General features: G+C 53.4%; 17 protein-coding genes. 16 read left to right on the top strand and 1 reads right to left on the bottom strand.

What is annotated here, in order from left to right; all coding sequences use genetic code 11:
* The first annotated feature begins 163 nt into the window (after window positions 1-163).
* The 9 genes from GT3570_RS10640 (at window position 164) to rpsA (ending at window position 7,908) form a co-directional block, all read left to right on the top strand.
* Entirely contained in the window at window positions 164-1,135 is a 972-nt protein-coding gene (locus tag GT3570_RS10640; protein WP_011231717.1) for an asparaginase, read from the top strand.
* An 88-nt stretch (window positions 1,136-1,223) separates the two neighbouring features.
* Window positions 1,224-1,901 carry a glutamic-type intramembrane protease PrsW gene (gene prsW, locus GT3570_RS10635; protein ID WP_012820744.1) on the top strand — a complete coding sequence of 226 codons (678 nt, stop codon included), beginning with the start codon at window positions 1,224-1,226 and terminating at the stop codon, window positions 1,899-1,901.
* Window positions 1,902-1,992: 91 nt separating this feature from the next.
* Window positions 1,993-2,787, top strand: coding sequence for a spore cortex-lytic enzyme (gene sleB / locus GT3570_RS10630; RefSeq protein ID WP_011231715.1), 795 nt, complete (start codon window positions 1,993-1,995; stop codon window positions 2,785-2,787).
* Between the two features lie 15 nt (window positions 2,788-2,802).
* The gene (ypeB, locus tag GT3570_RS10625; RefSeq protein WP_041467891.1) at window positions 2,803-4,146 is read left to right on the top strand and encodes a germination protein YpeB; all 1,344 of its coding nucleotides are present in this window, start codon (window positions 2,803-2,805) and stop codon (window positions 4,144-4,146) included.
* 153 nt (window positions 4,147-4,299) lie between these two features.
* Window positions 4,300-4,968, top strand: a complete 669-nt coding sequence (locus GT3570_RS10620; RefSeq protein ID WP_041468023.1) for a flagellar brake protein — start codon at window positions 4,300-4,302, stop codon at window positions 4,966-4,968.
* Between the two features lie 53 nt (window positions 4,969-5,021).
* The gene (locus GT3570_RS10615) at window positions 5,022-5,201 is read left to right on the top strand and encodes a YpfB family protein (protein ID WP_011231712.1); all 180 of its coding nucleotides are present in this window, start codon (window positions 5,022-5,024) and stop codon (window positions 5,199-5,201) included.
* A gap of 99 nt (window positions 5,202-5,300) precedes the next feature.
* Window positions 5,301-5,975 carry a (d)CMP kinase gene (gene cmk, locus GT3570_RS10610; RefSeq protein WP_011231711.1) on the top strand — a complete coding sequence of 225 codons (675 nt, stop codon included), beginning with the start codon at window positions 5,301-5,303 and terminating at the stop codon, window positions 5,973-5,975.
* Window positions 5,972-6,565: a lysophospholipid acyltransferase family protein gene (locus GT3570_RS10605; RefSeq protein WP_011231710.1), complete on the top strand. Its 594-nt coding sequence runs from the start codon at window positions 5,972-5,974 to the stop codon at window positions 6,563-6,565. Before cmk ends, GT3570_RS10605 begins: the two co-directional genes overlap by 4 nt.
* Window positions 6,566-6,744: 179 nt before the next feature.
* Window positions 6,745-7,908 (top strand): 30S ribosomal protein S1, encoded by a 1,164-nt coding sequence (rpsA, locus tag GT3570_RS10600; protein ID WP_011231709.1) that lies wholly within the window; start codon window positions 6,745-6,747, stop codon window positions 7,906-7,908.
* Between the two features lie 358 nt (window positions 7,909-8,266).
* Here the strand turns inward: rpsA and GT3570_RS18010 are convergent, their stop codons facing one another.
* Window positions 8,267-8,401 (bottom strand): YpzI family protein, encoded by a 135-nt coding sequence (locus GT3570_RS18010; protein ID WP_013524139.1) that lies wholly within the window; start codon window positions 8,399-8,401, stop codon window positions 8,267-8,269.
* Window positions 8,402-8,526: 125 nt separating this feature from the next.
* Between GT3570_RS18010 and GT3570_RS10595 the strand changes: the two genes are divergently transcribed.
* The 7 genes from GT3570_RS10595 to GT3570_RS10565 all read left to right on the top strand — a co-directional run bounded on the left by GT3570_RS10595 (window position 8,527) and on the right by GT3570_RS10565 (window position 14,206).
* Entirely contained in the window at window positions 8,527-9,123 is a 597-nt protein-coding gene (locus tag GT3570_RS10595) for a YphA family membrane protein (RefSeq protein ID WP_011231708.1), read from the top strand.
* The gene (locus GT3570_RS10590; protein WP_011231707.1) at window positions 9,120-10,022 is read left to right on the top strand and encodes a YIEGIA family protein; all 903 of its coding nucleotides are present in this window, start codon (window positions 9,120-9,122) and stop codon (window positions 10,020-10,022) included. Before GT3570_RS10595 ends, GT3570_RS10590 begins: the two co-directional genes overlap by 4 nt.
* The gene (locus GT3570_RS10585) at window positions 10,012-10,197 is read left to right on the top strand and encodes a capping complex subunit for YIEGIA (RefSeq protein WP_011231706.1); all 186 of its coding nucleotides are present in this window, start codon (window positions 10,012-10,014) and stop codon (window positions 10,195-10,197) included. The genes GT3570_RS10590 and GT3570_RS10585 overlap by 11 nt, the downstream gene beginning before the upstream one ends.
* Before the next feature lie 208 nt (window positions 10,198-10,405).
* On the top strand, window positions 10,406-11,716 hold the full coding sequence (der, locus tag GT3570_RS10580) for a ribosome biogenesis GTPase Der (protein ID WP_011231705.1): 1,311 nt from the start codon (window positions 10,406-10,408) through the stop codon (window positions 11,714-11,716).
* Between the two features lie 331 nt (window positions 11,717-12,047).
* Window positions 12,048-13,082 carry an NAD(P)H-dependent glycerol-3-phosphate dehydrogenase gene (locus GT3570_RS10575; RefSeq protein WP_011231704.1) on the top strand — a complete coding sequence of 345 codons (1,035 nt, stop codon included), beginning with the start codon at window positions 12,048-12,050 and terminating at the stop codon, window positions 13,080-13,082.
* 180 nt (window positions 13,083-13,262) lie between these two features.
* Entirely contained in the window at window positions 13,263-13,466 is a 204-nt protein-coding gene (locus tag GT3570_RS10570) for a DUF2768 domain-containing protein (protein WP_011231703.1), read from the top strand.
* A 17-nt stretch (window positions 13,467-13,483) separates the two neighbouring features.
* On the top strand, window positions 13,484-14,206 hold the full coding sequence (locus tag GT3570_RS10565; RefSeq protein WP_011231702.1) for a hypothetical protein: 723 nt from the start codon (window positions 13,484-13,486) through the stop codon (window positions 14,204-14,206).
* Window positions 14,207-14,337: the final 131 nt, after the last annotated feature.

Below are 14,337 nucleotides of genomic sequence, written 5' to 3'. Positions count from 1 at the left end.
TGAACGCCTTGCGGGCAAATGACATTTGCCCGCCGGCGTTCTTGTTCGAGGGAAGAGGCAGAAAAGCGTGTGTTCAGCCATACCATTCTTTGTTTTTTAGTAAAATAATGGATAATCAACATTCGTGTAATGATGCTAAAGCGAGAAAGCGAGGGTGGCTTGCGTGACGAAACGGAAAGTGGTGCTCCTGACAACCGGCGGCACGATTGCGAGCAAGCGAAACGAACGCTCCGGCCGCCTGCGGGCCGGGGCGCTAAGCGGTGAAGAACTTGCGGCGATGTGCCATTTGCCGAAAGAAATTGAAATCATCGTGGAAAGCGTATTTCAATTGCCAAGCATGCATTTGACGTTTTCGCATTGGCTTGAGCTGAAAAAACGGATTGAGGCGCATTTCACCGATCCATCCGTTGATGGCATCGTCGTCACTCACGGAACCGATGCGCTCGAAGAAACGGCCTATTTCCTTGATTTGACGATCGATGACCCGCGGACGATCGTCGTCACCGGTTCGCAGCGGGCGCCGTCTGATTTGGGCAGCGATGTGTACATCAACATCCGCCATGCCATTTACGCCGCGTGCGCCGAGTCGTTGCGTGGGGCGGGGGCGGTCGTTGTGTTCAATGAACGCATTTTTGCCGCGAAATACGTGAAAAAAGAACACGCCTCGAACATTCAAGGATTCAACGCTTTCGGCTTCGGCTATTTAGGCATCATTGACAACGATGAGGTGTACGTGTACCAAAAGCCGATCCGACGCGAATATTACAAGCTTGTGCGCCCGCTTCCGCCGGTGGACATTGTGAAATGCTACTTGGAGGCGGACGGCAAGTTCATTAAAGCGGCTCGAGAAAGCGGCGTCGCTGGCATTGTGCTCGAAGGGGTCGGCCGCGGGCAAGTGGCGCCAAAAATGGTCGATGAAATCGTCAAAGCCATCGAAGCGGGGATCAAAGTCGTTGTGACGACGAGCGCCGAGGAAGGGGCGGTGTATACAACGTACGATTACCCCGGCAGCGCCTACGATTTGCATAAGAAAGGGGTTATTCTTGGCAGCGACTACGATGCGAAAAAGGCGCGCATCAAGCTCGCTGTCGCTCTTGCTGCCGACGCCGCCGTTGATGGCTTGTTCGCTTATTAGGCAACAAGCGGCCCAGCAATTCCTCTTTTTTTCTCCCCTGTTTCGTGGTACGATGAAGTTAAAAATGCCAAAGAAACGGGGATCGAGGATGTTTTCGTTGATTTCCGCCGGCGTCGCCCCCGGGGTGGCGCTGCTTAGTTATTTTTATTTAAAGGACGAGTATGAGGCTGAGCCGCTTTCGTTTGTGTTGCGCATGTTTTTGTTCGGCGTCTTGCTTGTGTTTCCGATCATGTTCATCCAATACGTGCTGGCGGCAGAAGGGATCGTCGCGTCGCCGGCAGCCGAGGCGTTTCTTTCCGCTGCGCTCCTTGAGGAGTTTGTCAAATGGTTTGTCGTTTATTTTTTTGTGTATGACCACGACGAATTTGACGAGCCGTATGACGGCATTGTGTACAGCGCCAGCGTCTCGCTTGGGTTCGCGACGCTGGAAAACATTTTGTACTTGTTGGCCAACGGAGTGGAGACGGCCATTGCCCGTGCGCTTTTGCCGGTGTCCAGTCATGCGCTCTTTTCCGTCATCATGGGGTTTTATTTCGGCAAGGCGAAGTTTGCCGTAAAAAAGCGCCGCTATTATTTATGGGCGTCGTTTTTGTTGCCGTTTTTCCTTCATGGCGTCTATGACTGGCTGTTGCTCGCCAAAGAGCGATGGGGCTATTACATGGGGTTGTTTATGCTCGCCTTATGGTGGGCGGCGTTGCGCAAAGTAAAACAAGCGAAAGGATACGCCCGCCCTCAAGCGGTGCCGCCTGTGAAAAGCCAAGCGTAAAAGCTTTGGCTTTTTCTTTTTTTCGCATAAAAAAGGGGAAACGGAAGGAAAATAGGGGTAAAAACGGTGAGTGTTGACGGGAGGTTCACATATGGCAAGAAAATGGGTTCTATTCATCGCATTGGCTGTTTGGACGTGCATTTACCCATCAGGCCATGCTTTCGCGTTTTCCCCGCAAGTGATTCAGCGTGGAGCAGTTGGCGATGATGTCATTGAACTGCAGGCGCGGCTGCAATACCTTGGGTTTTACAACGGCAAAATTGACGGCGTGTTTGGCTGGCGAACGTATTGGGCGCTGCGCAATTTCCAATACGAATACGGCTTGCCGGTCGATGGACTAGCCGGATCGGAGACGAAACGGAAGCTTGTGAACGCTTCAAAATATTACGAGCAGTTTGTGAAAGAGCAAATCCGCCAAGGAAACGATTTCACCCATTACGGCGGCATTCCGCTCAGCCAGCAGGTGAAAAAACGCGGCGGAGGATCGTCGCGGGCAGCGAAAACGACGGCGTCGAACGTGCCGAAAGGGTTTTCGCAAAACGATATTCGGCTGATGGCAAACGCCGTTTACGGGGAAGCGCGCGGGGAGCCGTACATCGGACAAGTGGCGGTTGCCGCCGTTATTTTAAATCGGCTGGAGCATCCGTCGTTTCCGGATACGGTCGCCGGGGTGATCTTTCAGCCAGGCGCGTTTACCGCGGTCGCCGATGGGCAAATTTGGCTGACGCCGAATGAAACGGCGAAAAAAGCGGTGCTTGATGCGATCAACGGCTGGGACCCAACCGGCGGAGCGATTTACTACTTTAACCCAGCCACGGCGACGAGCGCTTGGATTTGGAGCCGCCCGCAAATCAAGCGGATTGGAAACCATATTTTTTGCAAATAAAAGGAGGGAGACGAGATGGTGCGAAACTTACTGATTGCAGCGCTTGTCGTCGCTGTCGTCGGCACTGGTTACTGGGGCTACCGGGAGCATCAGGAAAAAAACGCGATCTTAATTCATGCGGAAAACAATTACCAGCGCGCGTTCCACGATTTGGCCTACCAGATCGATTTGCTGCATGACAAGCTTGGAGCGACGCTGGCGATGAATTCGCACGCCTCATTGTCGCCGGCGCTCGCCGAAGTGTGGAAAATCGCATCTGAAGCCCATTCCGATGTCGGCCAACTGCCGCTGTCGCTTTTGCCGTTTAACAAGACGCAAGAGTTTTTATCGAAAATCGGCGAGTTCAGCTACCGGACGGCCGTGCGCGATTTGGAAAAAGAGCCGTTGACCGAAGAAGAGCACAAGACGCTCGAGGCGCTGTACAAAAGCGCCGGCGCGATCCGCCAAGAATTGCGCAACGTGCAGCATTTAGTGCTGGAAAACAATTTGCGCTGGATGGACGTCGAACTGGCGCTGGCGACGAACGACGAGAAAGGCGACAACATCATTATTGACGGCTTAAAAGCGGTGGAGAAAAATGTTGATACATTCTCAAGTTCGTCCGAGTTCGGCCCGTCGTTCATCGGCCTCGCCAACGAGGAAAAAGGCTTTGTCCGCGCGAAAGGGCGCCCGATTTCCAAAGACGAGGCGAAACGGATCGCCCGCGAGTTTCTCGGCTTAAAAGGAACAGAGAAAATCAAGGTGACGGACAGCGGCAATGGGGCGGATGAGCGTTTTTACAGTTTAACGATTCACGATCCGAAAACAAAGGGCGACATTTATATGGATGTGACGAAAAACGGCGGATATCCGATTTGGGCGTTAAACAGCCGGCCAATCGGCAAGCCGAAGGTCAGCTTGCATGAGGCGGCCAACCGCGGGATGGCGTTTTTGCGACGGCATCAATTCGCCGGCTTTGAGTTGTACGACAGCACGCAATACGATAATGTCGCCGTGCTGACGTTTGTTAAAAGCGAAAACGGCGTCCGCATTTACCCGGAAGCGATCCAAATGAAAGTGGCGCTTGACAACGGCCATGTCGTCGGCTTTACGGCGCGCGACTATTTGTCATCGTCCATTCCGCGTCCGTTGCCCAAACCGACGCTCACCGTCGAGGCGGCGAAGAAAAAGTTAAACCCACATTTGAAAGTGATGGAAGAGCGCCAGGCGGTCATTATGAACGATTTGCAAAAACCGGTGCTTTGCTATGAGTTTTTAGGAACGCTTGGCGATGAAACGTATCAACTGTTCATTAACGCCGCAACCGGCCTTGAAGAAAAAGTCGAGAAGCTCGAAAGCGTGGAGCCGAATTACAGATGAAAACAAGGGAGGAAAAGCTGGCGCTGTCGGCTTTTCCTCTTTTTTTGGTCAAAGGCAGTCGGACGGTATGGTATAATCGTCATGGGACATCATGCGGGTCAGCGAAACGATCGCCGGTTCGGCAGCTGACTGAAAAGGAGAAAAGGAAACATGATGATCAAAATCGGAGATTCGATCCGGCTTGAGCCGTCGGACGGCTCAGCGCGGCAATACCGAAGCAAAGCGCTCGCTGTTGCTGACGGGGCGGTTCATATCAGCTATCCGATCGATGAACAGAGCGGAAAAACCGTTTATTTGTTGAACGGGATGCAGTTTAAAGCGACTTTTGTCGGGCAAGACGGCGGTTTATACATGTTTGATACCGAAGTGAAGGGGAAAATCCGCGATCCGTTGCCGATGGTCGTCTTGGCTTACCCGGGCGAGGAATACGTCGTGCGCATCCAGCGCCGCCGTTATGTACGGGTGAAAGCCAATGTCGATGCGGCCGTCCATCCGTCTGACAGCGAGTTCGCTCCGTTTGTGACGAAGACGGTGGATATCAGCGCCGGCGGTGCCGCCCTCCTTGTGCCGCCGGCGCACGCTCCGCTTCTTCGCCCCGGCATGGCGGTCGAGCTTTGGCTCGTGTTGGCGATGCGCTCCGGCGAATACCATTACGTGCAAACGAAGGCGTCGATTGTGCGCATGGCTGATGACGAACGCGGCATGGCGAAAATGTCGGTGGAGTTCACAAACCTCGCCCCCCAAGACCGCGTTCGGCTCATTCGCTACAGCTTTGAACGGCAGCTTGAGGAGAGAAAATGGGAGAACGAACAGAATAAATGAGCTGGGCGCGTGGAATACTGCTAGAAAAAATGGGAAAGCAGGAGGCTTGCGCCATGAAACGGATCGAACAGCTGTTGTGGAAGCTTGTCGTCATCCAGACGATTTGCCTGTTGATCGCCCAATGGCTTGTGTTGTACACGCCAGCGGCGTTGTATATCGGCAAGGTGTATGAATACGAAGGTGTAGCCAAGCCAGAAAAAACGAAAACAGTTGAAACGGCCGTCGACCGTTGACGGCGGATATGGTACAATGAACATGGAGACATGCAGGGTTTTCCTGCATTTTTCTTTGTGCACTCATCAAGCGATTTTCGGTAAAGCTAGGAGGAAATGATGAAACGACGAATCAGCATCGCAATCGACGGACCCGCCGCGGCGGGGAAAAGCACGGTCGCCAAACGGATCGCTGAGCGGCTTTCCTACGTATACATCGATACCGGCGCCATGTATCGCGCGCTGACGTACCGGGCGCTTGCATGCGGCGTCGACATCCATGATGAGCAGGCGCTCCTGTCGCTGCTTCGCGATACATCGATTGAGTTGAAACCGTCGCCGCATGGACAGATCGTCCTAGTCAATGGCGACGATGTGACCGACATCATCCGCGGTGAGGCGGTGACGAATGCGGTGTCGCTTGTTGCGAAGCATCCGCTTGTGCGCGAGGAGATGGTCGCCCGCCAACGCGCCTTGGCGGAAGGGGGCGGCGTCGTCATGGACGGGCGCGATATCGGAACGCATGTGCTGCCAAACGCCGAAGTAAAAATTTTCCTGAAAGCTTCGGTCGAGGAGCGGGCGCGGCGCCGGCATGAGGAAAATCTCGCGCGCGGCTTTCCATCCGATCTTGAAAAGCTGAAAGAAGAGATCGCCCGCCGCGACCGGCTCGATTCGGAACGGGAGACAGCGCCGCTTCGCAAGGCGCCGGATGCGGTGGAAATCGATACGACATCGCTGTCGGTTGAGGAAGTGGTGGAGCGGATTATGGAGATTGTCAACGAAAGGATTGGATGACGGTGGACTTTTATTCATTCGCCAAGGGGATCGTCAAGGGAGTGCTCACCCCTTTTTACCGCATTCAAACGATCGGGATTGAACAATTTCCAAAGGAAGGCGGCGTGCTTCTTTGCGCCAACCATATCAGCAACCTAGATCCGCCGGTCATCGGCATTACGGCGCCGCGGCCGATTCGGTTTATGGCGAAAGAAGAGCTGTTTCGTGCTCCGGTCGTGAAAACGCTCGTCAAAAGCTTGCATGCCTTTCCGGTCAAGCGCGGCATGAACGACCGCCAGGCGCTGCGCACGGGGCTTGAGGTGCTGAAGCAAGGCGAAGTGCTCGGCATTTTTCCGGAAGGGACGCGCAGCAAAGACGGCCGGCTGAAAAAGGCGCTGCCCGGCGTTGGCTTTTTCGCTTTGCGCACCGAGGCCGCCGTTGTCCCGTGCGCCATTGTCGGCCCGTACCGTCCGTTTGTGCCGCTTAAGGTTGTGTACGGAGCGCCGATCGATATGGCGCCGCTGCGCGCGCGGAAAGCGAGCCCGGAAGAAGCGGCCGATTACATTATGGATCATATCCGCCGGCTGCTGGAAGAGCATCAGCGAGCATGAAAGGAATATGCTGTTCGAGGCATCCCTTCCGCCGCCTCAATGAGCATTATAGTACATGTTGATTGAGAAAATATGGTATACTAACTAGAAAAGCGTCCTTATTTTGCCGACAGCCGGCCGCGGCCTCGGCGCGAGGCGCGCTTTTGACAGTTGTCAGTCGATGAAGGAGGGTTTTTGCGATGACAGAAGAGATGAATGTGCAAGTCAATGTGTATGAAGTGGGCGATATCGTCCGCGGCAAAGTGGTGAAGCTTGAGGACAAGCAAGTGCTGGTCGAGGTGGAAAACAGCAAGCAAAGCGGCATCATTCCGATCAGCGAGCTGTCGAACTTGCATATTGAAAAACCGAGCGATGCCGTCGCTGTCGGCGATGAAGTGACGGCCAAAGTCAAAAAAGTGGAAGAAGGAAAAGACGGGGAAGAAGGGTTGCTCATTTTATCGAAAAGAGCGGTGGACGCCGAGCGGGCGTGGGAAGATCTTGAGCGCAAATTTGCAAGCGGCGAAACATTTGAAACAGTCATTAAAGACATCGTCAAAGGCGGTCTTGTCGCCGATGTCGGAGTGCGCGGCTTCATCCCGGCGTCGCTTGTCGAGCCGCATTACGTCGAAGATTTTTCCGATTATAAAGGAAAAACGCTCGCCGTGAAAGTCGTCGAGCTTGACCGCGAGAAAAACCGCGTCATTTTGTCGCATCGGGCGGTCGTTGAGGAAGAACAAGCGCGGCAGCAAAAAGAACTGCTCTCCCGCCTTGAGCCGGGGCAAGTGTTGGATGGCGTCGTCCGCCGCATTGCCGATTTCGGCGTCTTTGTCGATGTCGGCGGGTTTGATGGGCTCGTACATATTTCCCAGCTTTCCCATACGCGCGTCGCTCATCCGTCGGAAGTGGTGAAAGAAGGCGATGCGGTGAAAGTGAAAGTGTTGGCTGTCGACCCGGAACAAGGCCGCCTGTCGCTGTCGATCAAAGAAGCGCTGCCGGGCCCATGGGAAGGCCTCGGCGAAAAAGTGAAACCGGGTGATGTCGTCACCGGGACGGTGAAACGGCTCGCTTCATTCGGCGCGTTTGTGGAAGTCTTCCCAGGCGTCGAAGGATTGGTGCATGTGTCGCAAATCGCCAACCGCCGCATCGGCTCGCCGCATGAAGTGCTGAAAGAAGGCGACGTGGTGAAGGCGAAAGTGCTCGACGTCAACGAAGCGGATCACCGCCTTTCCCTCAGCATCCGCGCGCTGCTTGAGGAAGAGGCGGCCGCGCCGGCCGAGGATTACAGCCAATACACAAGAACGTCGGAAACGCGCGGCTTTCAGCTCGGCGAAGTGATTGGCGAGCAGCTGAAAAAATTGAAATGACGAACTGTGAAGCAACCCCATTTTGGTGGCAGCCGCCATCAAGGTGGGGTTTTTTGTTTAGCCAAAAGTTGATGCCTTGTTCTATCTAGTTGAACCTGCCATCAACAGAAGTTGTTTGTTTTGCATCGGGAAGGAGGTTGCGGTAGACTACACCGAAAAACGAATGTTCAATCTTTAAGGAAGATCCTTGACACATAGAGGAGAATAGACCATTTTTCGTTCGAAATCGTTTTTTCGCCGTAAACGAAAGCTAGCCGTCCTTATTGGCGCGGCTAGCTTTTCATCATTGGCAATGGAAATGCCGTTTTTTTGGAATCAAACGAACAGAGTGGTTGTAGAGAAAGGCCTTTCGTCATTTTTAGTGCTCGTTCCGTTCCCGCGCTTCCTCCGGCGTGTCGAGCCGAGCCGCTCCTTTATAGGAGAGGGACTGATCTCGATCTGACTCGACGCGCCGCGATTGCTTCAGCTTTTTTTCCTGTCGATCTTTTCCCATTTCGCCATGGCTCCTTTCTGCTTCGGTACAGCGATCATTTTTACTATGAACGAATGCTGTTTTTTCTATACGGGAATGAACGTTCATAAAAGATGACATAATGAACATAATAAGGAGTGGAAAAGATGGAAGGAGCTTATTTTTATTTCTTTTTTTGGGCGTTATGGATTGCAGCGACATTTTTGATGAAAAAGACCGTCGAGCGGACGAAGCTGGCTGCATTTTCGCTTTTCATGATCAGTTCGGCCTCGATGACGGTGAAGATCAGTCCCATTCATATGGCGGCGTCCTTTTTTGTGCTTTTTTTCTCCTCTTGTTACGTGGCGGTCACACAGCGGCCATGCGGATGGCTGCGGATGGCGCTGTCAGCGTCCGGCTTGGCGTTTGCCTATGCCGCTTTTCGTCTGCTTGCCTTGTTTGATCCGGTCTGGATTTGGCTTGATGGCCAATGGATGCTTGGCTGGTGGATGGCCTTGATCAGCAGTCTGTTCCACCGCCGCATATCCGCCCGCCTTCTTTGTCTGGCGCTCGGCGGCTGTCAAGGGGAAGTGGTGTACGCCATGTCCATCTTGCGCATGGCGCCGGGTTATGTGCTTGGGTCGTTTTCCTTTTTGGATGCGCTCGCCATTAGCGCATCATCTTTGCTCGTTTGGGAATCGATCCGCTTCTTCTCGCTGCAGCTTGAGGAAAAACGGCCTGTAAGGAGGACGAGGCAGCCGTGAACGAATACACGTTTCCGATTTTATACGGTGTTGCCGCTGGGGTGTTGACGCGGATTTATTTGTTGCGCACCGATTACCGGCAATACCCGACGTATTTGCACGGTCGGACAATCCATATCGCCTTAGGGGCCATTGCCGCCGGCTTGGGAACGGTCGCCGTGCCGGCGATTATGGAAAAAGAGTTCGCAGCGATCACGTTTTTGGCCTTGGCCGCCTCACAATTTCGCGACGTACGCAATATGGAGCGCAATACGTTGAACGAGTTGGATCAGTATGAGCTGGTGCCGAGAGGAAAAACATACATCGAAGGCATCGCGATTGTGTTTGAAGGGCGGAACTATTTAGTCATTTTCGTCTCCTTTTTATCGACGCTCTTTTATTTAGTATGGGACATTTGGGCCGCGCTTGCCGCCAGTATCATCGGCCTTATGACGGCGCGGCGGTTTATGAGCGGAAGCCGGCTGAAAGACATTGCCGAGGTCCAATATGTCAAGCCGCATTTTGAAGGGGCAGGGCTGTATGTTGACAACATCTATATCATGAACATCGGCTTGCCGGCGCGGCGCGAAGAAATTTTGCGCTATGGAATGGGGTTTATTTTAACGCCGAAAAATTTCAACGCCCGCACGACGATCGCCAATCTTGGGCAGCGGCAGGCGATTTTGCATGATGTATCGACCGCCCTCGGCATTTACCGCGACTCGGGAACGCCGGCGCTCGTGCCGCTCGCCAAGCGCGATTTGAATGACGGACGCGTCGGCATTTTTATTTTGCCGCAAGTCGAGGATGTCGAGAAGGCGAAGGCTGTCATCGAAAACGTGCCGGTGCTTGAGAGCGCCATCCGCATGCCGAAGAAACGGCGTTGGAAGCGGAAGGGGTGGAGCGGCGATGACGCATGAAAAAATAATTTTGGCCGTCATTACGATGAACGGCGGGCGCGTCGCCGGCGGTGCGCCGATCTTTATTTGCCAAACGAAAGAGGAAATGGAACAGATCGCCGCGAATTTAGAGGCGATTTTGGATGGCATCGCCCATGAAGTGGGCGAGGGGCTTCTTATTATCGTCAAACATTAGTTGTTGAGCGTTTCGCTTTTTGATAAAATAAAGCAGTTGTAGCCTGCCCTGGTTCATCGCTAAAAGATGCACTTGATTGGTAAAAAGTCATTTCCTTCCTAGCCTCGCAGTCAAGTGCCCTTGGCGTTGATGGACCGATGCCCTTCCGAAAAGGGCGTTTTTTTTCAGCGACAAAGGTAAGGAGAAAACGAAGATAAAGGGTGGTAGCATGGCAAATCCAGTCGTGGCCATTGTCGGCCGTCCAAATGTAGGAAAATCGACGATTTTCAACCGCATTGTCGGGGAACGCATTTCCATCGTCGAAGACGTGCCTGGAGTGACGCGCGACCGCATTTACAGCCGAGCCGAATGGCTGAACCATTCGTTTTATTTGATCGATACCGGCGGCATTGACATTGGCGACGAGCCGCTGCTTGTGCAAATTCGCCAGCAGGCGGAAATCGCCATCGATGAGGCGGATGTCATCATCTTTATGACGAACGGCCGGGACGGTGTGACTGCGGCTGATGAAGAGGTGGCCAAGCTGCTCCGCCGGTCGAATAAGCCGGTTGTGCTCGCGGTGAACAAAATCGACAATCCGGAAATGCGTGATTTGATTTACGACTTTTACGCTCTGGGCTTTGGGGAGCCGTATCCGATTTCCGGAGCTCATGGGACAGGGCTTGGCGATTTGCTTGATGCTGTTGTCCGTCATTTTCCAAAGGGCGGTGGACAAGAGTATGAAGAAGACGTCATTAAGTTTTGCCTCATTGGCCGGCCGAATGTCGGCAAATCGTCGCTTGTCAACGCCATTTTAGGTGAGGAGCGGGTCATCGTCAGCGACATCGCCGGTACGACGAGGGACGCCGTCGACACCTCGTTTGTGCGCGAAGGGCAGGAATATGTTATCATTGATACGGCAGGGATGCGCAAACGAGGAAAAATTTACGAAAGCACGGAAAAATATAGCGTCTTGCGCGCGTTAAGGGCCATTGAGCGCTCGGACGTCGTGCTTGTTGTGTTAAACGCTGAGGAAGGCATCATCGAGCAGGACAAAAAAATCGCCGGATACGCGCATGAAGCGGGTCGCGGTGTCATTCTTATCGTCAATAAATGGGATGCGATTGAAAAGGACGACAAAACGATGGTCGAATTTGAGCGGAAGATTCGCGATCATTTTCCGTTTTTGGACTATGCGCCGATTTTGTTCGTATCGGCGAAAACGAAGCAGCGGCTGCATAAGCTCTTGCCGCTCGTCCGGCTTGTGAGCGACAATCATGCGATGCGCGTCCAGACAAATGTGCTCAATGAAGTCATCATGGATGCGGTGGCGATGAATCCGACGCCGACGCATAACGGGCGGCGTCTGAAAGTTTATTACATGACGCAAGTCGCCGTCAAACCGCCGACGTTTGTCGCGTTTGTCAACGACCCGGAACTGATGCATTTTTCATATGAACGGTTTTTGGAAAACCGCATCCGCGATGCATTCGGTTTTGAAGGCACGCCGATTAAAATCATCGCCCGCCCGCGGAAATAAGAAAAGCGGAGGCCGCGCGCCAAGCTCCCGAGGCAAAATGTTCTCCGCGCCGAGAAGTGCTTGCACTTCGAGGGCGGAGGTTATTTTGCGGAAGGGAGCTAGCGGCCGCAGCTAGACAGGAAGAAAAGCGGAGGCCGCGCGCCCATCGGCGATACGCGTTGCGAGGCCGGCGAAGAGGCTCGAACCAAGGAAAGCTTGGTTCTGTGTGGGTGGTGTCACAGGAGCGTAAGCCATGTGTCGCCGCCGCGAAAGTCGGACGAACAGGAGCGAAGAGGCGGCGCGATTGCTATTTTTCAAGGTTGCGACAATCGGATAAAGGAAGTGGAAAACGATGGAGAACATCGCCGTATTGGGGGCTGGAAGCTGGGGAACGGCGTTGGCGCTCGTGCTGGCTGACAATGGGCACCACGTCCGGCTCTGGGGTCATCGGACCGAGCAGATCAGCGAAATCAACGAAAAGCGGACAAATGAAAAATATTTGCCAGGCGTTCGCCTGCCGGACGCCATTATCGGCTATGACGACCTTTGCGCTGCGCTTGACGGCGTTGCGATCGTTGTGCTCGCCGTGCCGACTAAAGCGATCCGCTCGGTGCTTGCGGACGTGCGCGCCTGCTTGGCCAAGCCGATCACCATTGTTGCCGTCAGCAAAGGAATCGAACCAGGGACGCATAAGCGGGTGTCGGAAATGGTCGCCGAGGAAATGGGGGAATGGCTTGCAGATGTTGTCGTTCTCTCCGGGCCGAGCCATGCCGAGGAAGTCGTGCTCCGCCACCCGACGACCGTGGCGGTATCGTCGCCAAATATGGAAGCGGCGCGCCGCATTCAAGACATCTTTATGAACCATCACTATTTTCGCGTGTATACGAACCCGGATTTAATCGGCGTCGAAGTCGGCGGGGCGCTGAAAAATATCATCGCCTTGGCCGCTGGAATCAGCGACGGGCTTGGCTATGGGGATAACGCCAAAGCGGCCCTCATCACGCGCGGGCTCGCCGAGATTGCCCGCCTCGGCTGCGCCCTCGGCGCTAATCCGTTGACATTCGCTGGTTTGACGGGAGTCGGCGATTTGATTGTCACGTGCACGAGCGTCCATTCCCGCAACTGGAGGGCCGGCTACATGCTCGGCCAAGGAAAAAAGCTGGACGAGGTGCTTGAGAGCATGGGGATGGTCGTCGAAGGGGTGCGAACGACAAAAGCCGCCTATGAGCTGGCGAAAGAGCTTGGTGTGAAGATGCCGATCACCGAAGCTCTCTATGACGTATTGTTTGCGGGAAAAGACCCGAAAGAGGCGGTCGATTCGCTCATGGCGCGCGGAAAAAAAGAGGAAATGGATGACTTAAACAACATTTTTGCCGAACAAGAATGATGAAAATAGGCCAATGGCGGTACAAGTCGTCTTCGTTCTGCATACAATATGGCGAACCATCATCGGCTTGAGCTTCCGGAAGGGTATGAGGGGATGCTGAAGTAAAGAAAGCCCCGCTTTACTTCAGCTTTTTTTTTGCCAATGCTATAATTATAGTTGTCGAAAAAAGGAGGAGCGTCCATGTCACCGGCGTTAGCGAAAATGTGGATCGCCATCGCCTCGATGGTGTTTATGTTTATTTCCGTCGGCTTCATTTACTTAAGCCGCTACAAAGTCAAGATGAAATGGCTTCGCTTTCTGTTGGCGCTCGTCGCCTACATTCTTTTGATTTTCGCCGGCATCATCATCATTTTCGTCGTATTCAGCGGACCGACACCGCAATAGGCAAAAAGGTGGGAAAGATGAAACGAATCGCTCGCTTGTTGTTGTCATGTATATGTTTGGCGCTGCTTTCCGGCTGCTTGTATCCACAAGAGCGGCTGAAACAAAACCAAATTCCTTACAAAGACCAAGTGGCGGCCGTCCAATCGGCGGTGGATGAGTACCGGAAGGCGACCGGCGGGCTTCTGCCGATTAAAACACGCGACATGAACACGCCGATGTATTTGAAGTATCCAGTCGATTTTCAAAAGCTCGTTCCCCGCTATATGCAGGAGCCGCCGGGAAACGCCTATGAAAGCGGGGGCGTCTTCCAGTATATGATCATCGATGCGGAAACGAACCCGACGGTCAAGCTGCTTGATCTGCGCTTAGCCGAACGCATCCGTGATCTGAAGCTGCGGCTTAGCATGTACACGGACAAGCATAAATATCCGCCGTTTCAAGACGTCGTTGCGCCGGGCGTATTTACGCTCGATTACAAAAAGCTCGGCTATAAAGAGCCGCCTTATGTCGTCAGCCCGTTTTCCGGCAACAACTTGCCGTTTGTCATCGACGGGAATGGAGAAATTTACATTGACTACCGTTCTGATTTGTATGCGGCGTTGAAAAAATATCCGCACCACTACAAGCCGGGTGACGATATTCGCCCGATTTTGACCGACCATTCGCTGTTTGTGCCGGCGTATTCGTTGCCCTATACGATCGACGCCAAGACGAATGAACCGATTTTTTTTACAAAATGAGTCATCTTCCCTTCTCTAGGAAAATACATTCTAGAGAAGGGATTTTTTCTATTTTAGTCATAACCGAATCGGACAACATCATATGCATATAGTGTCCGACTATGCTAGCTCATTCCACTGTTTCTTATAAC

The sequence above is a fragment of the Geobacillus thermoleovorans genome (genome assembly GCF_001610955.1).
GTDB lineage: Bacteria > Bacillota > Bacilli > Bacillales > Anoxybacillaceae > Geobacillus > Geobacillus thermoleovorans.
The sequence above is the reverse complement of the archived record's forward strand: the minus strand, read 5'-3'. Positions and strand labels throughout refer to the sequence as shown.